Source organism: Phenylobacterium sp. GW823-FHT02A09 (assembly GCF_058797775.1).
Window position 1 is genome coordinate 226,166 of sequence record NZ_JBXAJZ010000003.1, and the last position, 24,825, is coordinate 250,990.

22 protein-coding genes are annotated in these 24,825 nt (G+C 68.9%); 8 read left to right on the forward strand and 14 right to left on the reverse strand.

Annotation, left to right across the window (positions count from 1 at the left end):
• Nucleotides 1-21 precede the first annotated feature (21 nt).
• Nucleotides 22-684: a lysoplasmalogenase family protein gene (locus AC1Q87_RS13770; RefSeq protein WP_492609491.1), complete on the forward strand. Its 663-nt coding sequence runs from the start codon at nt 22-24 to the stop codon at nt 682-684.
• Nucleotides 685-745: 61 nt separating this feature from the next.
• Nucleotides 746-1,630 carry a hypothetical protein gene (locus AC1Q87_RS13775; RefSeq protein WP_492609492.1) on the forward strand — a complete coding sequence of 295 codons (885 nt, stop codon included), beginning with the start codon at nt 746-748 and terminating at the stop codon, nt 1,628-1,630.
• A 42-nt stretch (nt 1,631-1,672) separates the two neighbouring features.
• On the opposite strand, the gene AC1Q87_RS13780 is transcribed toward AC1Q87_RS13775, so the two are convergent.
• The 4 genes from AC1Q87_RS13780 to AC1Q87_RS13795 form a co-directional block, all read right to left on the reverse strand.
• A complete protein-coding gene (locus tag AC1Q87_RS13780; RefSeq protein WP_492609493.1) occupies nt 1,673-2,104 on the reverse strand; it encodes a PEGA domain-containing protein in 432 nt (143 codons plus the stop codon).
• Nucleotides 2,105-2,193: 89 nt separating this feature from the next.
• Nucleotides 2,194-2,946, reverse strand: a complete 753-nt coding sequence (locus AC1Q87_RS13785) for a hypothetical protein (protein ID WP_492609494.1) — start codon at nt 2,944-2,946, stop codon at nt 2,194-2,196.
• A gap of 68 nt (nt 2,947-3,014) precedes the next feature.
• On the reverse strand, nt 3,015-3,398 hold the full coding sequence (locus tag AC1Q87_RS13790; protein WP_492609495.1) for a DUF1801 domain-containing protein: 384 nt from the start codon (nt 3,396-3,398) through the stop codon (nt 3,015-3,017).
• A gap of 9 nt (nt 3,399-3,407) precedes the next feature.
• On the reverse strand, nt 3,408-4,277 hold the full coding sequence (locus tag AC1Q87_RS13795; RefSeq protein WP_492609496.1) for an alpha/beta fold hydrolase: 870 nt from the start codon (nt 4,275-4,277) through the stop codon (nt 3,408-3,410).
• Between the two features lie 198 nt (nt 4,278-4,475).
• Between AC1Q87_RS13795 and AC1Q87_RS13800 the strand changes: the two genes are divergently transcribed.
• Nucleotides 4,476-6,296, forward strand: coding sequence for an aspartyl protease family protein (locus tag AC1Q87_RS13800; RefSeq protein WP_492609497.1), 1,821 nt, complete (start codon nt 4,476-4,478; stop codon nt 6,294-6,296).
• On the opposite strand, the gene AC1Q87_RS13805 is transcribed toward AC1Q87_RS13800, so the two are convergent.
• The 4 genes from AC1Q87_RS13805 to AC1Q87_RS13820 form a co-directional block, all read right to left on the reverse strand.
• Nucleotides 6,290-6,892, reverse strand: coding sequence for a hypothetical protein (locus tag AC1Q87_RS13805; RefSeq protein WP_492609498.1), 603 nt, complete (start codon nt 6,890-6,892; stop codon nt 6,290-6,292). The two genes, AC1Q87_RS13800 and AC1Q87_RS13805, sit on opposite strands and share 7 nt — an antisense overlap.
• 93 nt (nt 6,893-6,985) lie before the next feature.
• Nucleotides 6,986-7,753: a terminase small subunit-like protein gene (locus AC1Q87_RS13810; protein WP_492609499.1), complete on the reverse strand. Its 768-nt coding sequence runs from the start codon at nt 7,751-7,753 to the stop codon at nt 6,986-6,988.
• 140 nt (nt 7,754-7,893) lie between these two features.
• Complete coding sequence (locus tag AC1Q87_RS13815) at nt 7,894-8,676, reverse strand: hypothetical protein (protein WP_492609500.1); 783 nt, start codon at nt 8,674-8,676, stop codon at nt 7,894-7,896.
• 107 nt (nt 8,677-8,783) lie between these two features.
• The gene (locus AC1Q87_RS13820) at nt 8,784-9,686 is read right to left on the reverse strand and encodes a DUF7946 domain-containing protein (RefSeq protein WP_492609501.1); all 903 of its coding nucleotides are present in this window, start codon (nt 9,684-9,686) and stop codon (nt 8,784-8,786) included.
• 215 nt (nt 9,687-9,901) lie between these two features.
• On the opposite strand from AC1Q87_RS13820, the gene AC1Q87_RS13825 reads away from it, so the two are divergent.
• Nucleotides 9,902-11,227, forward strand: a complete 1,326-nt coding sequence (locus AC1Q87_RS13825; RefSeq protein WP_492609502.1) for a flavin-containing monooxygenase — start codon at nt 9,902-9,904, stop codon at nt 11,225-11,227.
• A 114-nt stretch (nt 11,228-11,341) separates the two neighbouring features.
• Here AC1Q87_RS13825 and AC1Q87_RS13830 read toward each other — a convergent pair whose 3' ends face one another.
• From AC1Q87_RS13830 to AC1Q87_RS13850, 5 genes are all read right to left on the reverse strand, one after another.
• Entirely contained in the window at nt 11,342-12,478 is a 1,137-nt protein-coding gene (locus AC1Q87_RS13830; protein ID WP_492609503.1) for an acyl-CoA dehydrogenase family protein, read from the reverse strand.
• A 44-nt stretch (nt 12,479-12,522) separates the two neighbouring features.
• Nucleotides 12,523-13,728: an acyl-CoA dehydrogenase family protein gene (locus tag AC1Q87_RS13835; RefSeq protein ID WP_492609504.1), complete on the reverse strand. Its 1,206-nt coding sequence runs from the start codon at nt 13,726-13,728 to the stop codon at nt 12,523-12,525.
• Between the two features lie 97 nt (nt 13,729-13,825).
• Complete coding sequence (locus AC1Q87_RS13840) at nt 13,826-15,034, reverse strand: acyl-CoA dehydrogenase family protein (RefSeq protein WP_492609505.1); 1,209 nt, start codon at nt 15,032-15,034, stop codon at nt 13,826-13,828.
• Nucleotides 15,035-15,109: 75 nt separating this feature from the next.
• On the reverse strand, nt 15,110-16,321 hold the full coding sequence (locus tag AC1Q87_RS13845) for an acyl-CoA dehydrogenase family protein (protein ID WP_492609506.1): 1,212 nt from the start codon (nt 16,319-16,321) through the stop codon (nt 15,110-15,112).
• A gap of 76 nt (nt 16,322-16,397) precedes the next feature.
• Complete coding sequence (locus AC1Q87_RS13850; RefSeq protein ID WP_492609507.1) at nt 16,398-17,621, reverse strand: acyl-CoA dehydrogenase family protein; 1,224 nt, start codon at nt 17,619-17,621, stop codon at nt 16,398-16,400.
• Nucleotides 17,622-17,783: 162 nt separating this feature from the next.
• Between AC1Q87_RS13850 and AC1Q87_RS13855 the strand changes: the two genes are divergently transcribed.
• Entirely contained in the window at nt 17,784-19,457 is a 1,674-nt protein-coding gene (locus AC1Q87_RS13855; RefSeq protein ID WP_492609508.1) for a phosphatidylglycerol lysyltransferase domain-containing protein, read from the forward strand.
• An 11-nt stretch (nt 19,458-19,468) separates the two neighbouring features.
• Here the strand turns inward: AC1Q87_RS13855 and AC1Q87_RS13860 are convergent, their stop codons facing one another.
• Nucleotides 19,469-19,672, reverse strand: coding sequence for a hypothetical protein (locus AC1Q87_RS13860; RefSeq protein WP_492609509.1), 204 nt, complete (start codon nt 19,670-19,672; stop codon nt 19,469-19,471).
• 297 nt (nt 19,673-19,969) lie between these two features.
• Here AC1Q87_RS13860 and AC1Q87_RS13865 point away from each other — a divergent pair, with 297 nt between their 5' ends.
• Genes AC1Q87_RS13865 through AC1Q87_RS13875 form a run of 3 tightly spaced genes read left to right on the forward strand, consistent with a single transcriptional unit; the run spans nt 19,970 to nt 24,821 of the window.
• On the forward strand, nt 19,970-23,095 hold the full coding sequence (locus tag AC1Q87_RS13865) for an SEL1-like repeat protein (protein ID WP_492609510.1): 3,126 nt from the start codon (nt 19,970-19,972) through the stop codon (nt 23,093-23,095).
• Between the two features lie 23 nt (nt 23,096-23,118).
• Nucleotides 23,119-24,039, forward strand: coding sequence for a sulfite exporter TauE/SafE family protein (locus AC1Q87_RS13870; RefSeq protein ID WP_492609511.1), 921 nt, complete (start codon nt 23,119-23,121; stop codon nt 24,037-24,039).
• Nucleotides 24,039-24,821: a TIGR02186 family protein gene (locus AC1Q87_RS13875; RefSeq protein ID WP_492609512.1), complete on the forward strand. Its 783-nt coding sequence runs from the start codon at nt 24,039-24,041 to the stop codon at nt 24,819-24,821. The genes AC1Q87_RS13870 and AC1Q87_RS13875 overlap by 1 nt, the downstream gene beginning before the upstream one ends.
• The last annotated feature ends 4 nt before the right edge of the window (nt 24,822-24,825 follow it).

Genomic DNA, 24,825 nt, shown 5'->3' on the forward strand with positions numbered 1-24,825 from the left:
CGCAAATCGGGAGGGACACGAATGGAGCGGACCAATCCGCTGGCCTGGCTGGTGCTGGCCGCATCGGTGATCGCTGGCGTCAGCTATGTCGCCTCCTGGAACCTGGCCGGCTTTCCCGAATGGGCCGCGACCGCCTGGAAAGGCGCCGGCGTGGCGCTGCTGGCGGTCTATGCCTGCCTGCGCGCGCGCAGCCTCGACGGCTGGCTGATCTGCGCGGTGATGGCGTTCGGCGCGCTCGGCGACGTGCTGCTCGAGACCCATGGCCTCAATGTCGGGGCGATCGCCTTCCTGGTCGGCCACCTCGTCGCCATCGGCCTCTATCTGCGCAACCGCCGCCGGGGCCTGACCCTGGCCGACAAGCTGCTGATCGCGGTGCTGGTGCCGGGCACGGCGATCGCCGCCTATTTCCTGCCGACCGACCGGGCGCTCGGCGGCGGCGCGGCGCTCTACTCGCTCGGCCTGGCGATCATGGCTGCCTGCGCCTGGGCCAGCCGCTTCCCGCGGGCGCTGGTCGGCCTCGGCGCGCTGATGTTCGTGGTCTCCGACCTGCTGATCTTCGGCCGGGCCGGACCGCTGGCCGGCGCGGCCTGGGTCGGGCTGGCGATCTGGGGCCTCTACTACTTCGGCCAGTTCCTGATCTGCGTGGGCGTGGTCGGCGGCCTGACTCGCGGACGACGGCTCTGACGGTCAAGCTGCGACCTTTCGGCGCCCTGCCGCCGCCCACAATCCGCCCCTTTCGCCCTCAATGCAGGGCGCTCGCCGCGGTTGCGCCGCACGGACGAGCCTGTCGCCAGGGGAGGGCGAGCCGATCACCGACGACCTGCCCCCGATCGCCCGGGCCGAGCTCGCCTTGCGCGGCTGGCTGATGCGCCGCCGCCGGCCGGTGGTGCTGGCGCTCAGCGTCGTCGTCCACGGCCTGATCGTGCTGCCGATGATCCTGGCCCCGTCCGAGCCGATCGAGCCCGAGCCGCCGCCGATGGTCGTGCAGCTGGTCGAGATCCCCAAGCCGATCCCCATTCTCTCGCCGCCGGCGCCGGATCCCGAGCCTTCGCCGGCCCCGGCCGCCGCGCCGGTCGAGACGCCTAAGCCGACCCCCGCCAAGCCGCCGCCCAAGCGCCGGCCGACCCCGCGGCCGCCGCCGCCGGAGGTCGAGACCGTTCCCGCCAGCCGCGTCGAGACCGCCAGCGTCGGCTCCGGCGTCGAACTCACCGACGCCCAGATCGCCGGCGCGGCCCGCGCCGGGTCCGGCTCGGGCTCCGGCGACGGGGCCGGCGGCGGCGAGTGCGACATGCTCCGCTGGCTGCAGGCCAAGCTGCGCCAGGACCGCCGCGTGCAGGCGGCGATGGCGACCGCGCATCGCGGCCGGCCGGTGATGGTCTGGAACGGCGACTGGGTCGTGCATCCCGGCCAGGAAGGCGGCGGCCTGGCCGCCGTGCGCGAGATCATGACCTGGGAGATCGCCTACGCGCCCGAGGCCTGCCGCGCCGAACGGGTCCGCGGCCTGGTGCTGATCTCGCTGCGCGACGGCGGCGGCGGCGCCCACATCGCGCTCGGCGACGGCGACTGGACCTGGACCGACCTGATCCACGCCCGCTCGGCGGTCACCCACGGCAAGACCCTGCGGCGCTAGCGCAAAGCCCCTCCGGCGTCGTCGCCGAAGGGGCTTTGCGGTCTACTGGATGACGACCTGCGTCGGGGCCGGCGCGTCCGGCTCCAGCTTGATGGTCACCGGGTTCGGGGTCAGGTCCTGCGAGGCGCCGGTGTAGAGGTCGACGCCCAGGCCGATCACGCCGCCGACCAGCACGTTGCCGGCGACGCCGGCCGCGCCGGCCCCGGCGGTCTTGTGGGTCACCTGCACGGTCGCGGGCTTGTAGCCCGGCTTGGTCAGGGTGGCGGTGAATTCGGATTTGCGCTTCATCTTGATGGCGCAGGGCGTGGCCGCGCACTGGTGGCCGTTGGTCGTCTCGACCTTGGCGCCCGACGGCTCGCTGTTGACGACCCAGGCGTCTTCGGAGCCACGGGTGACGGTGGCGCAGGCCGCCAGCGATGATCCTGCGCACAGAACCGCGATCAGGCGCGCGATGCGCCCGCTATGATGAGCCATGGTGTTCCCCCCCAACTCTGGCACGCCACTGTGGCGCGCAGCTTATTGGTGTGAACACTCATTGGGCGAGTTCGCCAAGATTCGGTGAATCAGAACTCGACGCCTTGGGCGATGAAGGCGCTGAACACGTCGTTGTCCGCCCGCACGGAATAGCGGGTCGTGGCGCGCGGCACGTGACCGTGCGGGCTGAGGCGGATGGCCTCGAAGAAAGCCCGGTCCGATTGCATGCCCGGGCCCTGCGACCACCGCCCCAGGGTGCGCAGGGCGACCAGCTTGTCGATCATCAGGCAGTTGGGATCGACGAAGCCGCCGCGCTCGGCGAAGCGGCCGCGGTCCGGTCCTACCGAGTCCCAGCGGTCGATCCCCAGTTCGCGGCCGGTGCCTTCCTCGACCAGCATGCGCAGGCAATACGCCCAGGTCTTGCCGTCGATCGCCGCGTGCAGGGCCGACAGGTGGTCGGGCTCCCAGCTGTTGTCATCGTCGAGATAGGCCACGTGCCGGCTATTGGCCATGAAGGTCAGGATCGAGCGCAGCGCCCCGCCGTCGGTCGCGCGATGCACCCCTCCGTGCCGGATCGAGGTCGAGTAGGGCAAGGTCAGCAGCAGCACGTCGACGTGCGCTGGCCGCCGGGCCAGCAGCTCCAGCAGCGCCGGCGGCGCGGCCGTCGGCGCATCGACGCCGATCAACACCTGGATGCGGCCGGCGAGGTCTTGGCGGAAAACCGACTCCAGGCTCGTCAGCAGCGCGGGGCGCAGCACGCTCGGGGTCACCACGGCGACGTCGTAGCGCGCCTGCGGGTCGCCGGCGCCGCCGAACCAACTCCCCAACGATCCCGATTGCATGCGACGCCCCGAACGCCGCCAGACACACGCAGCGGCGCCCCGGCCTTACAGCAAACTCGGCAAGGTGGTCACGTGCGCGCGGTCGGATCGCCGAGGTCGTGGTTCAGCCGATGGGCCTCGCGGGCCAGGGCCGCGACCGTCTCCGGCGCGATGGTCTCGCCCTGCCGCAGCACGATGCGGCCCATCTCGTACTTGCCGCCGGTCTCGACCCGCGGCTCCAGGCCGGTCAGCCGCCTGCCGCGCCAGAAGCCGAGGATCACCCTGGCCTCCTCGGCGCGGATCAGCAGCGCCGGGCCGTTCGCGAAATAGACCAGGTGACCCCACTTGATCTGCTCGTCGAAGGCGCCCGCGCCGCGCACCGCCGCGCGCAGGGCGCCGACCAGCGGCCCCTGCCAGCCCGCCAGCGCGGCGACATAGGCGTCGGGGTCGGCGGCAGGCGGGGCTTTGCGCATCGGCGGTCCTCACTCGGCGAGGAAAGCTTCGGTCTCGCGCATGAATTCGTCCAGCTTGTCGTGGTGCACCCAGTGGCCGGCGCCCTCGAAGTTCACCAACCGGGCGTTGGCGAAGTTCTCGATCCGTCCGTCTTCGACCGGGTCCGAGGCCCACGACTCCATGCCGCGCATCAGCAGCACCGGGCAGGTGATGTTGCGCCACAGCTGGTGCTGGTCGGCGTGCGACAGCCCGCCGACTCCGCCCCAGCGGGCGTGGTTGTCGAACTTCCACGAGAAGGTGCCGTCCTCGTTCTGGTGCGCGCCGTAGACGGTCAGGTGGCGGGCCTGCTGCGCCGACAGGTGCGGGTTCTCCTCGGCCATCCGCGCCGTCGCCTCGTCCAGGCTGGCGTAGCGGCGCGGCGTGCGGCCGGAGTTCTCGCGGCGGTCGGCGATCCAGTCGCGCAACCGCGCGTCGACGCTCTTCTTGGCCTGCTGCGTCATCACCTTCGGCGAGGGGCCGAGGCCCTCGATGGCGACGATCTTCTTCACCTGGTCGGGGAAGGCGCCGCAGTAGTTCAGCGAGATCCCCGCGCCCATCGAGTGCGAGATGATCGTCACCGGCGCCATCGCCTTTTGATGCACGATCTGGGCGATGTCGTAGAGATAGGCGCTCATGTCGTAGCCGCCGCCGACCGCCCAGGCGCTGTCGCCGTGCCCGCGCAGGTCCGGGGCGATGATGTGGTAGCGGTCGCGCAGCCGCTCGGCGACCCAGTCCCAGTTGCGGCAATGGTCGCGTCCGCCGTGCACCAGCAGCAGCGGCGGCGCCCCCTCGTTGCCCCAGTCGACATAGTGCAGGCGCAGGCGCTGCGAGAAGTAGAAGTGCGACGTCGGCCCGTGCATGCGAACTCTCCGTGGTCGGAACGCAGGCCCTTAGCATCCCGCGCGCGGCAGGCTCCACCGCAATGCAGAGCCGCTGATCGACGAAAGCCGCCCCCCGTACGACGAAGGAGGACAAAAACACTAATTCTTACAGCGGCTTAATTGGACTATCGGCGGTCTGGAGGCGCAAATGCCGGCGCTGTTTCAGGAGCCCCAGCTATGAAGTCCCTGCTCGCCGCCGCCGCCGCCATCGCCCTGATGGCCCCCGTCGCGGCCCACGCCGACCCGGCCGCCGACGCCCTGGCCCGCTACGTCGCCTGGCGCGGCGGCGCCCCGTTCGCCGCGGCGCAGGGCGTGGCCGTGCGCGGAACCATGGACAACGGCCGCTATCAGGGAACGCTCGAGCGCCGCATCGAGCCGGGGCGCCTGGCCGAGCACATCGCCGTCGGCTCGGCCGACATGCGCCGCGCCCTGACCGCCGACGGCGGCTGGACGATCACCTTCAGCGGCCAGGTCGAGGACGCCGGCGAGGTCGCCGCGCAGGAGGCCGCCCGCCGCCGGCTCAGCGCCTTCGACGACGCCTTCGACGGCCGCCACGGACAGGTGAGCCTCGCCCCCGACGAGACCTTGGACGGCCAGCGCGTGCAGGTGCTGCGCGTGGCCTTCACCAGCGGCGGCGCCTACGAGCTGCTGCTCGACCCGGCCAGCGGCGCGCTGCTCGCCGACCGCAGCATCGAGGAGGGCGTGCCCACCACCACCCGCTTCGCCGACTGGCGCATGGTCGAGGGCGTGCGCATGGCCTTCCGCCAGGTCCAGACCACCGAGGGCGAGCCGCTGACCCTGACCACCACCCTGACCGCGGTCGACATCGACCCGGCCCCCGATGCGGCGGCGTTCGCGCGCCCGGCCTCGCGGCGGATCTACAGCTTCCCGCAGGGCCGCGCGGCGACCGCGCCGCTGGGCTTCGAGCTTTTCCTCGGCAATCGCATCGTCATCCCCGCCGCGATCAACGGCGTCGCCACCCCGGTCATGCTCGACAGCGGGGCCGAGGTCACCGTCCTCGACAAGGCCTATGCCGAAAAGCTCGGCATCAAGCCGGACGGCCTGGTCGCCGCGCTCGGCACCGGCGGGCGCGACGTCGCCGAGCTGGCCAGCGGCGTCACCCTGCAGCTCGGCGAGGTCGAGCTGCAGGGCGTCACCGTCGCGATCATGGACCTCTCGCCGATCGCCGCCGGCATCGGCCGGCCGCTGCCGGCGATCCTCGGCAAGGAGGTGCTCAACGTCCTCACCGTCCAGCTCGACTTCGCCGGCAAGACCATCACCTTCCACGACCCTGCGGGCTACCAGGCCCCGTCCGGCGCCGTCGCCGTCCCGGTCAGCAATGTCGGCGGCCTGCACGCCATCCCGGTCTCGATCGAGGGCGCGGCCCCGGTGCTGATGCACTTCGACCTCGGTAACGGCTCGCCGATGCTGGTCTATCCCAACTACTGGAAGCCGCAGGGCATGCTGAGCGGCCGCCCGGTGTCGAAGATCCTCTCCGGCGGCGTCGGGGCCGGCGGTCCGCGCACGCGCGCCATCGCTACGGTCAAGACCATCAGCCTCGGCGGCGCCCTGGTGCGCGACGTCCCGGCGGTGTTCGGCGACGAGGACAACAGCGTCTTCAACATCGGCCACACCTCCGGCAATGTCGGCATGCCGGTGCTCAGCCGCTTTGGCCTGACCACCGACTATGCCCGTAATCGCCTGCTGTTGACCCCGCGCCCCGACGCCCTGGCCGCGCCGTTCGTCAAGGACCGCGCCGGCGCCCTGGTCCGCCCCGCCGACGGCGGTCTCACCATCGCCCTGGTCGCGCCCGGCTCGCCGGCCGAGGCCGCGGGCCTCAAGGCCGGCCAGTTGATCGTCGCCGTGGACGGCCGCCCGGCCGCCGAGCTCGGCGTCGCCGGCTACAGCGCCCTGCGCACCGCCAAGGCCGGGAGCGTGATGACCCTGACCCTGGAAGGCGGCGGCCAGGCGCCGCTGACCCTGAAGGACTACTACTGAGCCGGCGCGCTCTGCGGCAGGCCCTCGGCCGCCCGGCGCTTGATCTCCAGGGCCTCGGCCTGCTCGCCGAAGCTGCGGAGCACGCCGGGCATCACCGCGACGACGAACTGGTTCTGCACCGGATCCAGGAACGTCCCGGCCTTGGCGAACTTGTTCATGAAGCTCGCGCCCGCTGCGCTGTCCATCAGCTTGCGGGTCGCCTTGGACGGCTGGGGCGCGTTCTTGCCGCCGCTGCGCAGCCCGGCCTGCACGGCCGGATCGTTCAGGATCGCCGCCCCCGCCTTCAGCTCCTCCTCGGTGAAGTGCGGCGCCGCCGCCCGCGCCACCAGCGCCACGACCAGCTCGCGGTCGCGCACGACCTGCTGGCGGAACGCCTCGCCCAGCATCCCGCGCCACTGCGGCTGCAGCGCGAACATCCCTCCGGCCTCGGCGCTGGTCAGTCCCGCCATCACCGCGTCTTGGAAGTTCACCAGGTCGATGAACTGCCGGCTGACCTGGTCGGCCAGCGCCATCTTGGCCGCGCTCTCGGCCGCCGCCGCGCCGCCGGCCCACAGCAGGCTCGCGGCCATGACGCCGCCCACGATCGATTTTCGCATGTGTATCCCCCCAAAGCTCCAGCATAGCGTGCAGCGCCAAGCCGGGCGAGCCGTCCACCATCCCGACTTCGGCGCAGCCGAAGACCGGATGGCTCAATCGTCCCCGTCCGCCAGCCCGTTCATCCAGCGCCCCCGCGACACCCGGCCGCCGTGGTCGCCGAACAGCGGGCCCGCCTCGTCTTCGCCCCTCAGCTTCACCGGCGCGGCCCGCCCGCCCGGACGATAGTGCTTGGGCGTCAGCCGCCCCAGCCGCTCCTGAAGCCGCGCCACCTCCGCCTTGGCCGTCTCCAGCTGGGTCCAGTGGCACGAGGCGGCCACGTGTTCGATCTTCAGCTCCAGCCACATGCGCTGCTCGTCGCGCGCGGCCAGGTACAGGGCCTCGAACACCGGGAACCGCTTCAGCCAGGTGTAGACCGCCTTCAGCGACGGCATGTCCGCGCGCGCGCAGATGGCGCTCAGCGCCTCGCCGGCCGCCAGCCGCTCGCACACCGCCAGCGCCGCCTCCATCGTGAAGGTGCTCTTGCGCCCGGACCCGGCCGGCCGCCGCCGCCGCAGGCCGCGCGCGATCTCCCGCTCGCGCCACGCCGCGCGCGCCTGCGCCCACGAGGCGTCCTCCCGCTGCCGCTTGCGGGCCAGCTGGCCCCGGCAGGCGTCGTACATCGCCGCGAAGTCCCAGTGCATCTTCCGCCAGTGAAAGATGGTGGCGTAGGACGGCATGGCCGGATCGGCGGCGATCTCCCTGATCGTCAGCCCGTCGCAGATCCGCTGGCAGATCTCCCAGCCGATGTCGGGGTGGTACTGGCTCCGCTTAGCGCCGCCTTTGTGGTCGATGACGGGCAGGGGCGGGCGGGGAGAATTCATTGCTGCTCATTTTGCACCGGCGCTGCGTCGAAAGCGGACGCTTAGAGACGCTACTCGCTCAATGCTGGAGCTCACCAGAAAGCGCGGACACCCAGAGGAAGCGCGCGTCGCATAGGGCCGGACGCGCAGCGTGACGCATCTCAGGGGTGGGCCTCCAGTAGGCTCAAGATATCTTGCTTCTCCTTGTTGGGGAGGCGGATGCTCTCGAGTGCCCAAGCAAGCGCAGCGCGCACCTCAGCGCGCTTAGGAGAGCCGAAGCTGCTGTGCTGTAAATGAATCTTGGCGGCCATTAGCGAAGAGACCGAGCCAGCGACACGCCAGTGGTGCAGGAGTCTGTGGCGTTTTTCGGGAAAGAATGCAGAGTTCAATCGCGCCAGCGGCCATCGTCGAGTGCTCCTCACCGAGAGGCGCGCCACCCTATCGAGTGGACCGTTCCAATACTGCCAGTCACTTGGATGGTCGGCCAACCACTCTACCCAATCGCGGGCGACATTCGTTTTGTGGTCAAGCTCGGCGAGGGGACGAGCGTGGCGGCGGGCCCAATAGACCAGCTGGTCCGCCATGAGAAGATCCTGCACGCGGATTAGATACCCGCTCACATCATAGCGGTTGTCCGCGCTGCCGAATTCGCTGAGTCGCTCGATAAACGAACTGGTGTCGTCGGTCGGCCACCGTCCTAACCCTTCGACTTTCGGCCGAACGAATGGCGGCGGGGTGAGGCGCGCATCTACGGCCCGAACTTGCTCAAGAAGTTTTGCGACATCGTGGCCCGCGTCCCTGGCCGGACGGTTGTTCATCAGGAGCAAGGCTTTTAGATATTTCTCAATGGCGTGAAGCATGGGCCACCAGAAATCTAGATAGCGTTGGTCGAAGAACGCGCCCCTAGCGCCGATATAACTTTCATCTGCGGTGTCGAGAAACATCTCGCATGCGAATCTGTATTTCCACGCGCGTATTTCAGTCGTGGGCATTTAGATCTCAAAAAGACGTGTATTCTATAACGCATGTGTTTGCTGCAGCGTAAATATACTCAATTTTCCTGGTGTCGACTGAGCTCTCGATCGAGGCCTGTTATAATTATCTCCTTCAGACGCCCGGTCCTTGTCTCTAGCGCCAGACCTTGTAGTTCGAGTAGCCCGTCGTCTGACTTTCTCGACCCGGCGTTGGCGGCGAGGCTTCGGGTAATTGCGACAACTACGGCGGGGTTTCGCGCGCTCTCGGCGAGTTCGAACGGAATTGGCCGTACGGCGTCTAGTAAAAATATTCGTCCCTTATAAGTGTTCATGTTATAGCTGGACACTCTACCAATGAAATATCCGTTAGAAGATCGTGGTTTAAGCTCCTTCATATATTCATATGTCTGTGCGGTGAAGTGGTGGCCGAGTTTATCGGCTTCTCTACTCCTGGATGTGTCGGAAAGTTCTGCAGATTGCGCAGTTTTTGATGCAACTATAGGTCGATGCATGTCGCGGACTGCAGCTTCACACTTCTCGATTACGCTTTCGAATTTGGATTTGCTTAGCGCGGGCGTTTCAACGCCCGAGGATTGAAGGGCCTCATATTGTTCGCCAAGAGATTTGTCGTAGTCGACGTGGAAGCCGAGAGACTCAGATATCACGTAGTCGTAGGCTGATGATATTAGGTGCCCAATTGGAGTGTCCTTAGGAGCTGTACCCAAAGCGTAGGTCGCCGTTCCAATTGTGGATACTGCAGCTAGTATTTTCCAGCTCCCCGGTTGCGGCGGCTGCGAGAATATCTGTGCTCCCTTCAGGGCCGGTGCCTGGGTGATCACCTCCCCGTTTAGGACCAAGTGCGTCGTAAGCGCGAGAGATCGTTGAAATCCAAGCAACGCGATAGCGGCGTCGTAGAAGTCGAGCTCGTGTTCTTCGGCCTGATTTCCATCATAGCTCAAACTTAGAAGTACTGATGACACGCGCGCCCCCTTTTCTAAAACTATCGCGCGTGTTAGGTCTTGTTGCAATCCCAATGCCAGCTACCGCCTCAGGCAAGAGCCGCGCTGGCCGCTCTGGACCACAAACGTCGAGACATCCTCGCTCGGATGCGGTCCAGATATTGCAAATCATTCGCAACTAGCCGACTGTCCTCTCATCGGCCGCGCTCCGCGGCCGCGAAGGGGCGGAGCACAACGTGAGCAAACGTGTCTGCGTCGTCGGCGCGGGGCCGTCCGGCCTGACGGCGGTCAAGACCCTGCGGCAGGCCGGGCTGGACGCGGCAGGCTTCGAGATGTCGCCGGTGGTCGGCGGTCACTGGGTGATCGACAATCCGAGCGGCCGGGCGGCGGCCTATCGCTCGCTGCGCACCAACACCACCAAGGCGATGAGCCGCTTCAGCGACTTCGAGATGCCGCCCGAGTGGCCGGCATATCCGAGCCATGAGCAGATGCGCGCCTGGCTGGAATCTTATGTCGAGGCCTTCGGCTTCCGGGACGCGATCCACACCGCCACCACGGTGACGACGGCGCAGCCGCGCGAGGGCGGCGGCTGGGACGTGACCTTGACCGGGCCCGACGGCGCGGCGCGGGTCGAGCGCTTCGACGCGCTGGTCGCGGCCAGCGGCAGCTACTGGGACCCCAAGCTGCCGGCCTGGCCCGGCGCGTTCGACGGCGTGGTGCTGCACGCCCAGGACTACCGCGACCCGACCACGCCGTTCGACGCCCGCGGCAAGCACGTGGTGGTGGTCGGCATCGGCAACACCGGCTGCGAACTGGCCTGCGAGATCGCGGCCGCCGGGGCGGCCAGCGTGCACCTCTCGGCGCGCGGCGGGACGTGGATCCTGCCCAAGACCGTGAACGGGACCCCGGCCTCCGACGGCGCGCCGATGACCCATCCGACCGACGCGGTGATCTCGCCGCTGAACCTGCTGCCGGGCTGGGCGCGGCAGGGCGCGTTCCAGGCCATCGCCAGGCGCCGGATGGCGGCGATGTTCGGGCCGCGGATGGCGCGGCTGCAGGCGCTGGGCCTACCGGCCCCGCCGGCCCATCCGCTGTCCAAGCGGCCGACCACCTCCGACGAGATCCTCGACGCGCTGGAGAGCGGCGCGGTCAAGGCCAAGCCCGGGATCGAACGGCTGGACGGGGGCCAGGCGGTGTTCGCCGACGGCTCGTCCGTCCCCGCCGACCTGGTGCTCTGCGCCACCGGCTATCGGCTGAGCTACCCCTATCTTTCGCCCGAGGTCGCCGACACCGGCGGTGAGGACATCTCGCTCTACAAAGGCGTCGTCGCGCCCGATCGCGAGGACCTGTTCTTCGTCGGCGTCAGCCGGCCGACCGGGTCGTTCTGGCCGATCGCCGAGGCCCAGGCCCAGTTCGTCGCCGCCATGCTCAGCGGCGCCTACCGCCCGCCGTCGCGGACGGTGCGGGCGCGGCGGGCGCGGCCGATCCTCGGCGTCCACGCCTGGAGCCCGGCGATCTATGGCCAGGAGCTGCGCGACGAGCTCCGCCGCGGCCGGCGCTAGGGCAGGGGCGGCGTCGCCGGGCCAAACAAAAACCCCGCCGGCTTGCGCCCGCGGGGTTTCGTTTGCTCTCCATGACCCCGCGCCCCGGCGAACCGGGACGCGAAGCTCAAGGTCTTAGTAGCCCTGGATCTTGGCGTAGCGGTCGCGGTGATACGACTGCGAACCGTAGGCCGCCTCCGCCGCACGGGCGCGCTTCATGTAGAAGCCCGCGTCGTGGGCGTCGGTCATGCCGATGCCGCCATGCATCTGGACCATCTCGTTGGAGACCAGGTGGAAGACGTCGCCCATCTTGGCCTTGGCCAGCGAGACCAGCTCCGGCACGTCGGGGCTGCCGGCGTCGATCGCCGCCAGGGCGGCTTCGACGGCCGAGCGGGCCAGTTCCAGGTCGGTGAACATCTTGGCCGCGCGGTGCTGCAGGGCCTGGAACGAACCGATGACCTGGCCGAACTGAACGCGGACCTTCAGGTAGTCGAGGGTGGTTTCGAAGGCCTGGACCGCGGCGCCGAGCATTTCGGCGCTGACGCCCGCGCGGGCGCGGTCGAGGGTCGCTTCCAGCACGTCCCAGCCCTTGCCTTCGGCGCCGAGCAGAGCGCCCGCCGCCACTTCGACGTTGTCGAACGAGATGTTCGACACGCCGCGGCTGTCGGCTTGCTTCAGGTTCTGCTTAGTCACGCCCTTGGCGTCGGCGGGGACCAGGAACAGGCTGATGCCGTCCTTGTCGCCCGGCTTGCCGCTGGTGCGGGCCGAGACGACCAGCAGGCCGGCGGCCGGACCTTCGAGCACGAAGGTCTTCTTGCCGTTCAGGGTGTAGCCGGCGCCCGACTTCTTGGCTTCCAGCGCGACCTTTTCCGGGGCGTGGTGGGCGCCTTCGTCGACCGCCAGGGTGGCGACCAGCGAACCGTCGGCGATCTTCGGCAGGTACTCGCCCTTCTGGGCGTCGTCACCGCCCAGGATCAGGGCGCTGGCGGCGGCCAGGCCCGAGGCCAGCAGCGGCGAGGCGGTGAGCGTGCGGCCCATCTCCTCGAGGATCAGGCCCATCGACAGGTAGCCGAAGTTCGAACCGCCGAAGTCTTCCGGGATGATGACCCCGGCCCAGCCCATTTCAGCCTGCTCGTTCCAGGCGGCGGCGTCGTAGCCGAGCTCGACGCCCGAGTCGCGCATCTTGCGGAAGGCGGTGACCGGGCTCTTTTCCTGGACCCAGCTCTTCGCCGCGTCGCGGAGCATGCTCTGTTCTTCGTTCAGAACGGCCATGTCTTAAATCCTATTCTCGAAAATATCTGTGGTTGTTCTGATAGTTAGTTGTTTTGCGTCAGGTCCGGCAGGCCGAGGATGCGCTTGGAGATGATGTTGTTCTGCACCTCCTGCGAACCGCCATAGATCGTGGTGGCCTTGCCGCCGAGCCACGAGCGCACGGCGCCCAGTTCTTCGCCGGTGAAGGCGTCGCCTTCCCAGCCCAGGCCCTGGTGACCCATGATCTCGAGGGTCAGTTCGGCCTTGTCCTGCATCCAGCGGGTGCCGGCGTTCTTCATGATCGAGGTCGCCGCCGACGGGCCGGAATTGCCCTTGGCTTCCATCATCGCGCGCACGGCGGTCTGCTGGAAGGCGCGGCCGTCGATCTCGTTCAGGATGATGCGGGTGCGCAGGTCGCTGTCGGCCACGCGGCCTTGCTCGTCGACGCCCACATAGTCCTTGGCCAGCTTCGGCAGGCCGCGGCCGCCGGCATAGCCGCCGCCGCCGGCGCCCGACAGGCCCGAACGCTCGTGCTGCAGCAGGCGCTTGGCGATGGTCCAGCCGCCGTTCAGCGGGCCGACCAGGTTCTTCTTGTCCGCCACGGCGTCGGTGAAGAAGGTTTCGCAGAAGGGCGAGTTGCCGGCGATCAGCGGGATCGGGCGAACTTCGACGCCCGGCTGGTGCATGGTGAACAGCACGAAGGAGATGCCTTCATGCTTCTTCGAGGTGTCCGTACGCACCAGGCAGAAGCACCAGTCGGCGTATTGAGCGCCCGAAGTCCAGATCTTTTGGCCGTTGATCACGAAGTGATCGCCCTTGTCTTCAGCCTTGCACTGAAGAGAGGCCAGGTCAGAACCGGCGCCCGGCTCCGAGAAACCTTGGCACCACTGAAGGTCGCCACGGCAGATCGGCGGGATGTGCTCTTTCTTCTGATCTTCGGTGCCGTACTCAAGCAGAGTCGGGCCGAACATCATCACGCCCATGCCGCCGATCGGGTTGTAGGCGCCGGCGCGCTGGAATTCCTGCATGACCACGCGGCCCTCGGCCGCCGACAGTCCGCCGCCGCCGTATTCGGCCGGCCAGGTCGGGGTGCCCCAGCCCTTGGAACCCACCGCCTTGCGCCAGGCTTCCTGGTCGGCGCTGGGGTTGCTGCGCTCTTCGCGCATCATCGGGTTGGGCTTGCCCTTGAGCGAAGCGGGGAAGTTGGCTTCGACCCAGCCGCGCACTTCCGAACGGAAGGCGTCGAGATCGCCGCCGCCAAAATCTGCCATTGAAATAGTCTCCTAGAAAAATCAGGTCGTTTGAAAACTCGCGGCCGTCCGCGCCATGCGAAATGACATGGCGCAAACGGCCTGGTTCGGGATCACCCTAGTGGTTCTGCGTCAGGTCGGGGAGTCCCAGGATACGCTTGGAAATGATGTTGCTCTGCACTTCGTTCGAGCCGCCGTAGATCGAGCCGGCCTTGCCCGACAGCCAGGTGCGGACTGCGGTGCGCTCCTCCTCGCTGAAGGCGTCGCCTTCCCAGCCCAGGCCCTGGTGGCCCATGACCTCGAGGGTCAGTTCGGCGCGGTCCTGGGTCGCCTTCATGAAGGCGTTCTTCATGATCGAGGTCGCCGCCGACGGGCCGGAATTGCCCTTCGACTCCAGCGCCGCGCGGACCACGGTCTGGGCCACCGCGCGCTGGTCGATCTCGTTCAGGATGATGCGGGTGCGCAGGTCCGGATCGTCCAGGCGGCCTTGTTCGTCCTCGCCGACGTACTTCTTGGCCAGCACGCCCAGCGAGACGTTGGAGCCGCCGCCGGCGCGACCGCCGTTCATGCCGCTGCGCTCGTGCTGCAGCAGGCGCTTGGCCACCGTCCAGCCGCCGTGCAGCGGCCCGACCAGGTTTTCCTTCGGCACCTTCACGTCGGTGAAGAAGGTCTCGCAGAAGGGCGAGTTGCCGGCGATCAGGCGGATCGGACGGACTTCGACGCCCGGCTGGTGCATGTCGAAGACAACAAACGAGATGCCTTCATGCTTGCGGGTCTGGTCTGTGCGAACAAGACAGAAGATCTTGTCGGCGTATTGGCCGCCGCTGGTCCAAATCTTCGAGCCGTTGACGATCCAGTGATCGCCCTTGTCTTCTGCTTTCGTCTGCAGAGAGGCTAGGTCGGACCCGGCGCCCGGCTCGCTGAAACCTTGGCACCAGCGGATCTTACCGGTGGCGATGTCGGGGATATACTTCTGCTTTTGTTCCTCGGTGCCGTATTCGAGCAGGGTCGGGCCGAACATGCCCACGCCCATGCCGCCGATCGGGTTCACCGCGCCGATCTTGGCCATCTCCTGGGCCAGGACCCGGGCTTCGGGGCCGCTGAGCCCGCCGCCGCCGTAGGCCTTGGGCCAGGTCGGAACGCCCCAGCCCTTGGCGCCCATGCGTTCTTTCCAGACCGCCTGGTCGCCGGTGGGGGCTTCCGGGCTCATCATCGCGGCGGTCTGCGCCGCGACATCCTTGCCCAGAGACTTCGGGAAATTCGCCTCGAGCCACTCCTTGGCTTCGGCGCGGAAAGCTTCCAAATCGGGGCCGCCAAAGTCAGCCATGAAAATTCTCCCTAATAATCATTATCTTAGCGACGATTATGGTTCGCGCTCCCGTTTCCGGGCAGGTCTATGAAATCACTTGGGATCGGGAAGGCCCAGCACTCGTTTCGAAACGACGTTCAGATTGATCTCCGAAGTGCCGCCTTCGATCGAGTTGCCCTTCGAGCGCAGCCAGGTGCGGACGGCCGCCAGCTCGGGGTCTTCGTAGCCTTCGCCGCCCCAGCCGGCGCCGGCCGTGCCGAGGGCTTCGACGATCAGTTCGTTGCGGTCCATGGCCACCTTGGCGCCCATGTACTTCATGATCGAGGTCGCGGCCGAGGGGCCGTTGCCGGCCTTGGCTTCGTCGGCGGCGCGGCGGACGGTCTGCTGGAAGGTCTGCACCTCCATCAGGTGCTCGGTGATGCGCCGGCGCAGGTCGCTGTCGGCCAGGCGGCCGGTGTCGTCGAGGCCGACGTACTTGGTCGCTGCGCTCTTGACGGTCAGGGCGTTGACCGGCGCGCCGATCGAGCCGCCGCCGAGGCCGGCCGAGATGTTGTCGCGCTCGAACTGCAGCAGGCGCTTGGCCACCGTCCAGCCGCCGTTCAGCGGGCCGAACAGCTGGTTCTTGGGGACGACCACGTCGGTGAAGAAGGTCTCGCAGAACGGCGAGGTGCCGTTGATCAGCAGGATCGGGCGGACCTCGACGCCCGGCGAGGTCATGTCGATCAGCAGGAACGAGATGCCCTCATGCTTCTTCGAGGTGTCCGTCCGCACCAGGCAGAAGCACCAGTCGGCGGTGTTCGCGCCGCTCGTCCAAATTTTCGAGCCGTTCACCAGGTAGTGGTCGCCCTTGTCCTCGGCGCGGGTCTGCAGGCTGGCGAGGTCGGAGCCCGAGCCGGGCTCGGAGTAGCCCTGGCACCAGCGGACGTCGCCGTTGATGATGCCCGGCAGGTGCTGGCGCTTCAGTTCCTCGGTGCCGTACTCGATCAGGGTCGGGCCGAACATCATCACGCCCATGCCGCCGATCGGGTTGCGGGCGCCGATCTTGGCCATTTCCTCGTGCAGCACGCGGGCCTGCTGGCGGCTCAGGCCGCCGGCGCCGTGCTCGGCCGGCCAGGTCGGCACGCCCCAGCCCTTGGCGCCCATGGCCTTGCGCCAGGCCTGCGCGTCCGGCGACTCGACGCCGCCGCTGGCCTTGGCGGTCTGGGCGGCCGGATCGGCGGCCAGAGCCTTGGGGAAGTTCGCCTCGAGCCAGCTCGCCGCCTCTTCGCGGAAGGCCTGCAGGTCGTCGCCGCCGAAGTCAGCCATGGGAAATCTCGCCTCTTGAAATCAGGTCGATCAAATCAAGGACGACGCCCGAAGAACAGAGCGCCGCCGTTCACACTTACTTGGGGTCGGGCAGGCCGAGAACCCGCTTGGAGACCACGTTGAGGTTCACCTCGGAGGTGCCGCCTTCGATGGAGTTGCCCTTGGAGCGCAGCCAGCCGTGGGTCGCGGTCAGTTCCAGCGGGGTGTAGGCCTCGCCGTCCCAGCCGAGGCCTTGCGCGCCCATGGCTTCGACCATCAGTTCCGAGCGCTCCTGCGCGAAGGTCGCCGCGGCGTACTTGATGATCGAGGTCGCGGCGCTGGGGCCGCTGGAGGCCTTCGACTCCGCCGCCACCCGGGCGATGGTCTTGTAGAAGCAGTCGAAGTCCATCTTGTTCTTGGTGATCCGCGTGCGCAGGTCGGCGTCGGCCAGGGCGCCGTCAGCGTCGGTTCCGACATAGGTCTTGGCGATCTGGGCCAGGTCGCCGGCCGCGCCGCCCGCGCCGCCGCCGCCGCCGAAGCCGCCGGAGATGTTCTGGCGCTCGTACTGCAGCAGCCGCTTGGCGATCTCCCAGCCGCCGTTGACCTTGCCGACCAGGGCCGCTTTGGGGATCTTCACGTCGGTGAAGAAGGTCTCGCAGAACGGGCTCTCGCCAGAGATCAGCTGGATCGGCCGGGTCTCGACGCCGGGGGTCTTCATATCAATAAGGACGAAGGAGATTCCTTCGTGCTTTTTCGAAGTATCGGTACGGACCAGGCAGAAGCACCAGTCGGCCTTGTTGGCGTAGGACGTCCACACCTTTTGGCCGTTGATCAGCCAATGGTCGCCCTTGTCCTCGCAACGGGTCTGCAGGCCGGCGAGGTCGGAGCCGGCGCCCGGCTCGGAATAGCCCTGGCACCAGCGGATTTCGCCGCGGACGATCTTGGGCAGGTACTCCTGCTTCTGTTCCTCGGTGCCGTACTCGAGCAGGACGGGGCCGAGCATCCATACGCCGAACGAGGCCAGCGGCTGGCGGTAGCGGCCGGCGCTGAGCTCCTGGTCGAGGACGCGGGCCTCCTGCGGCGAGAGGCCGCCGCCGCCGTAGGCCTGCGGCCAGGTCGGCGCGGTCCAGCCCTGCTGCGCCATGCGCTGCATCCAGACGATCTGCGGATCGTTGGAGCCGGCGAAGGCGCGGCCGCCCCAGACCGCCTCATAGTCGGTCTTGGCGTTCGGATCGCGCAGTTCGGGAGGATAGTTGGCTTCGAGCCAGGCTTTCACCTCGCCGCGGAACGCGTCGAGATCGCCGCCGCCAAAGTCGGCCATGAATTCCTCCCGCAAACGGAACGCCTTTACGCGCGGGCACATTAGCGAGCGGCGTTGCAAGAGCAAGCAGAACGAAACGCTTGTTTGACTGAAGCGGGCGCCCCTGCCCAGGCGACAAATCACGATATATACGGGCGCCAGGGGCGGCCATTTGGAGGGCGGATGAGGTTTTGGCGCGAAGTAAAGCCGGCGGCCTTCGCCGCGGCGCCGTCAACAGCGGCCATCCTGGCCCTGCTGGCCGGGATCATGCTCCTCGCCTCGGGCGCGACGCCCACCATCCCTGACCGCTTCTTCCAGATCTACGAGATCAGCCCCGTGGTGCTGATCGAAGTCAGCCACTTCCTGTCCAGCATCCTGGGCCTGGTCCTGGTGCTGCTGGCCTTCGGGCTGCGGGCCAGGCTCGACGGCGCCTGGTGGGCGACGCTGTTCACCCTGATCCTCGCCAGTCCGCTGGCGCTGCTGAAGGCCTTCGCCTGGGAGGAAGCGCTGGCGCTGGCGCTGTTCGCCGCCCTGCTGCTGCCGTTCCACGGCGCCTTCCCGCGCAAGGCGCGGCTGCTGAGCATGGAGGTCACGCCGGGCTGGCTGATCTCGGCCTTCGCGGTGATGGTCGGCGCCGGTCTGCTGGGCCTCTGGTCGTTCCAGCATGCCGACTACGGCGACAAGCCGTTCTGGGCGGTGATGGCCGACGCCGACGCGGCGCGGGCCATCCGCGGCTGGGTCGGGGCCGCGATCCTGCTGCTGGCCTTCGGGATCTGGCGGCTGTTCGCCTCGGCCGCGACGCCCAAGGTGGTCGGCGAGGACGATCCCGAGCTGGCGCGGGTCCGCGCCGTCCTGGCCAAGGCCGAGGAGGCCGAGCCCGGCTCCAACCTGGCGCTGCTGGGCGACAAGCGGTTCCTCTTCTCGCCCTCCGGCGAGAGCTTCCTGATGTTCGGCGTCCGCGGCCGTTCGTGGATATCCCTGGGCGCTCCGGTTGGGCGCCGGGACGAGTGCATGGATCTGCTGTGGCGCTTCCGCGAACTGGCCGACGCCCACGCCGCGCGCCCAGGCTTCTACGGCCTGGACGCCGAAGACCTGCCCGACGTGGTCGAACTGGGCTTTGCGATCGCCAAGGTCGGCGAGAGCGCCGCCGTGGCGCTGGACACCTTCACCATCGAGGGCACCAAGCGCGGCAACCTGCGCCGCGCCTGGCGGCAGGCGGGCGAGGCCGGCGCCACCTTCGAAGTCGTGCCGCCCGAGCGGGTGAACGAGATCATGCCGCAGCTGCAGGCGATCTCCGACGCCTGGCTGGTGCATCACGCCGGCGGCGACAAGAGCTTCTCGATGGGCGGCTTCTATCCGTCCTACGTGGCCGAGTTCCCTGTCGGCGTCGTGCGCTTCGAGGGCAAGATCATCGCCTTCGCGACGCTGTGGATCACCGCCAACAAGACCGCGTTCTCGATGGACCTGATGCGCTACATCGAGGAAGGCCCCCGGCGGATCATGGACTACCTGTTCGTCGAGCTGATCGAATGGGGCCGGCGCGAGGGATACCAGGCGATCGAGTTCGGCATGGCCCCGCTGTCGGGGCTGGACGACCGGCCGCTGGCGCCGGTGCTCTCGCGGGTGGGGGCGCTGATCTTCGAGCGCGGCGAGGAGATCTACAACTTCCAGGGCGTGCGGGCCTACAAGGGCAAGTACGATCCGGTCTGGCGGCCGCGCTACATGGCGGCCCCGAACAAGTGGGCGATCCCGCTGCTGTTGGCCGATATGGGCCTGCTCACCTCGGGCGGAGTCGCGGGCCTGGCCAAGCGGCCGAAGAAGGTCGAAGAGACGACCGGGCTGCCGACCGCGGCGTAGGGCTTGGCCGCTCAGCGGCCGGTCTTCACCCCCAGCAGGTTCACGGCGTGGACGATCATGAACAGCGCGAATGCGCTGGCCGTCACCATGATGAAGCGCCAGGGCATCAGCCGCGGCCCTTTGAGCGGGTCGGACGGCTTCGAGCCGCGCCAGCCGGCGAAGGCGGCGAGCGCGAGCAGGACGCCGCATAGCGCCAGGGTGACGTTCAGATCCATTTTCGTGCGCCTACAGCAGGCCGATGGCGGGTGCAAAGGTGAACCCGTCATTAACGCTTAACCGCCCCTTAACCACGTTGAGGCTTGTTTTCCCTAGGGGTCCCGGCGCCATCCACAGACTTTCGCGGCTGGCCCAATATCTAGTGTTAACCTTCCGTTTACACACCAGGGATCGGTGGTAGCGTCCAGAATGGGCTGGGAGAACGATTCGATATGACGTCGGGTGCGCCCTGGAGCGTCAAGGGGATCGACCCTAAGGCGAGAGAGGTCGCGAAGGACCTTGCACGCCGGTCCGGCATGACCCTCGGCGAATGGTTGAACCGCATGATCCTCGAGGATGACGCGCCCGAGGAAATCACCTCGCAATCCTATTTCGAGGAACGTCCCGCACGTTCCGACCGCGCCTATTTCGAGACCCCGCGCGCGCCGGACGCCGCGCCGGTGACGGTGATGGAGCCGCCCCCTGGCCGCTATGAGGCGGCCCAGCATCCTGGCGATGAAATGGGACGTGTGGCGATGGCGCTCGACCGCCTGAGCGGAAAGTTCGATCGCGCCGAGCCGCGCCTGACCCCGGAATCCATTGCGGCCGAAAGCGTGCTGCGCGAAGCCATGGCCCGCATCGAGGCCGCCGAGCGCGACGCGGTGGCCGTCGCCGCCCGCTTCGAGGGCGCCGTGCAAGAGGCGCGCGCCGAGAACACCCGCCTGGCCGAACGCCTGCGCCGGGTCGAGGCGGAGGCCGCCGGCCCGCGGTCGGCCGAGGCTCTGCGCTCGCTGGAAACGGCGCTCGGCAAGGTCGCCAGCCATCTCTACGAAGGCGAAGGCCGCACCCGCGACAGCCTGCAGGCCATGGAACAGCGGATCGACCAGATCTTCGCCTCCGGCGGCGGCGATCCGGCCAGCCTGCTCGAGGAAGTGGTCGATCGCGTCGATGCGCGCCTGACCGACGCCGAAACGCGGACGTCGGAAGCTCTGGTCAATCTGGGCCAGGCGTTCGCCAATCTCGACAGCCGCATGGGCGTCGCCGAAAAGGCCGTCGGGCCCGAGGTCGAGCGCCGGATCGAGGCGCTGGCCGCGACCCTGTCTCGCCGCGTCGAGGACGTTCGCGGCGAGATCGCGAAGGGTCTGCAGGACGTCGGCGGCGGCCGCTTCGAGCGCATGGAGCGTCAGCTCGGCGAAATGGCCGAGACGGTGCGCAAGTCCGAGCAGGCCTCGGGCGAGGCCATCGAACGGATGGGCCGCGAGGTCCTGACCGTGGCCGATACGTTGAACCGCCAGGTTCAGGCCGCCGAACATCGCAGCGCCGACGCGATCGAACAGGTCGGTGGCGAGGTCGCCCGCATCGCCCAGGCGATGGAGCAACGGCTCGGCCGCTCCGAGGGCGCGCACGCCGAGGCGCTGGAGAAGCTGGGCGCGGAGATCGGCCGCATCACCGACCGCCTGACGGAACGCATCGGCAGCTCGGAGCGCCGCGCCGCCCAGGCCATCGACGACGTCGGCGAACAGGTCGCCCGCGTCAGCGAACGCATCAGCCAGCGCCAGGAGCGTTCGGCCGAGGATCTCGCCGACCGCATCCGCCAGAGCGAGGAGCGCACTGCGCGCCTGCTCGACGAAGCGCGCGAGAAGATCGACCGCAGCCTGGCCGAGTCGCATCGCCGGATCAGCGAGCAGGCCCTGGCCGCCCCCGCCCCGGCTGCGCCGCGACTGACCCGCGAGGAACCGGCCGCGACACCGTTCGACCACGATCCGTTCCGTGAACTCGGCCCCGTCGCCGCCCCCAGGCCGGAAGGCCTGGCGCTGCAGGCCTTCGCCGCGCCCGAGCTGTCGGCCGGCGCGTTCGGCGAGGCCGCGCGCGCCGCCGAGCCCGGCGAGGAAGACGTCGACCAGCCGGTCGCCGCAGAGTTCCCGCAGACCGCCAACGCGCCTGTGTTCGACGCGGTTGATTTCGAGGCCGCCGACGGCTTCGATCCGATCGAGGAGGCCGCCGCAGCGCCGGTCGAGACCGAGATCGAAGCCGAAGTCGAACTTGAGGCCGAACCCGCAGTCGTCGAGGCGGCCGTCGAGACGCTGGACGTTCCAGAGCCGCCGACGAACGCTGACCCGTTCGCCGCCGCCGCCTGGATGTCGCCGGCCGCTTCGGAGCCGGCGCCCGCGGTCGACGTCGTCGCCGAAGTCCCGGAACCGGCCGGCGCCGGGGAGCCCGCCGAGCCGAACCGTCCGCTGTCGACGCGTGAGGTCATCGAGCAGGCGCGTGCCGCCGCACGCGCCGCCTCCAGCCCAGTCGAAGCCAAGCGCAAGGGCGGCGGCAAGATCGAGAAGCTGCCCCGCAAGGAGAAGGAGGGCGGCCGCTCGCTGTTCTCCGGGCTGAGCCTGCGCAAGCGGGCGGTCGGATCCTCGTCGCTGCAGACCGCCCTGCTGGTGGCCGGCGGCGCGGCGTTCCTGAGCCTCGGTGCGGCCAGCTACTTCGTCGCCGACGGCGAACCCGGCGGCGCGCCGCCCCAGCGGGTGGCCGACGCCCTGGCGGTGTTCGCCAGCGACCAGGCCGGCGAGATCACCGGCGGCGAAGCCGACACCAGCCCGAGCCCGGCCCCTGTCCGCGCCGCCGTGGCGCTGGCGCCGCAGCCGATCACTGCGCCCGGGACCCCGGCCCCGGCCGCCGCTGCGTCGGTCGAGGACCCCGCCGCCGTGGCCAGCCTCTACGCCGAGGCGCTGCGCGCGCTGGAGAGCTCCGAGCCCGGCGGCTTGGACAAGCTGCGCAAGGCCGCGAACCTCGGCCACTCGCCGGCCCAGTTCTACCTGGCCAAGCTCTACATGGACGGCGGGTCCGGCCTGAAGAAGGATCCCGTCGAGGCGCGTCGCTGGACCGAGCGCGCGGCCGAAGGCGGCAACCGAGCGGCCATGCACAACCTGGGCATCGCGCTGGCCCAGGGGACGGCCGGGACCAAGAACCTGACCCTGGCCGCCGAGTGGTTCCGCAAGGCGGCGGATCTTGGCCTGGTCGATAGCCAGTACAATCTCGGCGTCCTCTACGAGCAGGGGCGCGGCGTCACCCAGAACGCGGCCGAGGCCTACAAGTGGTACCTGATCGCGGCCCGCAGCCGTGACGAGCTGGCGCTCGACAACGCCGCGCGCGTGCGTGCGGGGCTGTCGGCTGAAGCCCGCGCGGTCGCCGAACGGTCGGCCCAGGGGTTCCGGCCGGTGACGCCGAGCACCGCGGTCGCAGCCACGCCGACCACGTCGAGCAACGACGTCGCCACCGCCCAGCGGGCGCTGTCGCGGCTGGCCTACTACCAGGGCCCGACCGACGGCGCCGTGTCGCCGGCGCTGACCATGGCGATCGCCGCCTATCAGCGCCATCAGGGCATGGCGGCGACCGGTTCGCTCGATCCCGTCACGCTTTCGCGGCTTCAGGTCTTCACGCGGTGACGCGCGCCGGGTAAGGGGCGCCCTTGGATTTCTACCTCCCCATTGCGGAAGTCTCCGTCAACGCGCCTCTGCTGATCGCGCTGGGCGCGGCGGTGGGGTTCATCTCGGGCCTGTTCGGCATCGGCGGCGGCTTCCTGATGACGCCGGTGCTGGTGTTCCTAGGCATCCCGCCGGCCGTGGCGGTGGCCAGCGAGGCCAACCACGTCGCCGCCTCCTCGACCTCCAGCGTGATCTCCTACACCCGGCGCAAGGCGGTCGACTTCCGCATGGGTGGGGTGCTGGCCGCCGGAGGCGCGGTCGGGTCGCTGCTGGGCGTCGAGGTGTTCCGCTGGCTGCGCCTGCTCGGCCAGGCCGACCTGGTCGTCTCGCTGTCCTATCTGATCTTCCTGGGCGTGATCGGCGCGCTGATGCTCTGGGAGTCGCTGGGCTCGATCCTGCGCCGGCGTCGCGGCGATGCGCCCAAGCCGCGCAAGGACCGGCGGCCGCCCTGGCTCTACGGCCTGCCGTTCAAGGTGCGGTTCCCGCGCTCGCGGCTCTATATCAGCGTCATTCCGCCGATCCTGCTCGGCGTGTTCGTCGGCATCCTGTCGGCGATCATGGGCGTCGGCGGCGGCTTCGTGCTGGTCCCGGCGATGGTCTACATCCTGCGGATGCCGGCCGGGGTGGTGGTCGGCACCAGCCTTTTCCAGATCATCATCACCACCTCGCTGACCAGCGTGCTGCAGGCCGGCCGCAACCAGACGGTCGATGTCGTGCTGGCGACCCTGCTGCTGGTCGGCGGCGTGCTGGGCGCGCAGGTCGGCGCGCGGGCGTCGTCGCGATTCCGGGCCGAGGAACTGCGGGCGCTGCTGGCGATCATCGTGCTGGCCGTGGGCCTGCGGATGGGCCTGGGGCTGTTCTTCACGCCGTCGGAGCCCTTCGTGCTGATGGCGGGGAACGGCTGATGGCGCTCGACGCAGGCCCGCCCGCACTGCCGCCTCCGGCGCAGCCGCCGGCCGCCGTGTCGGCCGCGCTGACCACCACCAATGTGCGGGTGACCTCGAGCTTCCGCGGCGCGCGCATCGTTCTCTATGGGGCGGTGCTCGATCCCGCCCAGAAGCCCAGCGACGTGGTGGTGATCGTCCGCGGCCCGGAGGCGCCGGTGCGCATGGCGCGCAAGACCCGCATCGCCGGGGTCTGGGTCAATTCCCGGCCGGTGGTGTTCGAAGGCGCGCCGGGCTTCTACATGGCCGCCTCGACCCGCCCGCTGGACGAGATCGCCAGCTTCAGCACGCTGCGGCGGCTGGGGGCGGGGATCGACCACCTGCGGATCAACGCGCCGATGGAGCAGCGCACCGAGAGCCGCTACGGCGTGCGCGACGTGGTGGTCAGCGGGCTGGGGGCCGACTATCTCGACTGGCGACGCGCGGTGGTGCGGCTGAAGGAGGCCAGCGGCCTCTACGCCGCCGACTCCCGCGGGGTCAGCTTCGTCGACAAGGGGCTTTTCAAGGCCGAGATCGACCTGCCGACCGGGGCGCCGATCGGGGTCTATTCCGCGGACATCTACCTGTTCCAGGACGGCCAGCCGGTGTCGAACCGGACCCGCGGCCTGACCGTCGAGAAGGCCGGCGTCGAGCGGGCGCTTTACCTGTTCGCCCATCAAAGGCCATGGTCGTACGGTCTGGCTTCGGTGGCGATCGCGCTGGCCGCGGGCTGGGCCGCCTCGGCGGCCTTCCGGAGGAACTGACCGC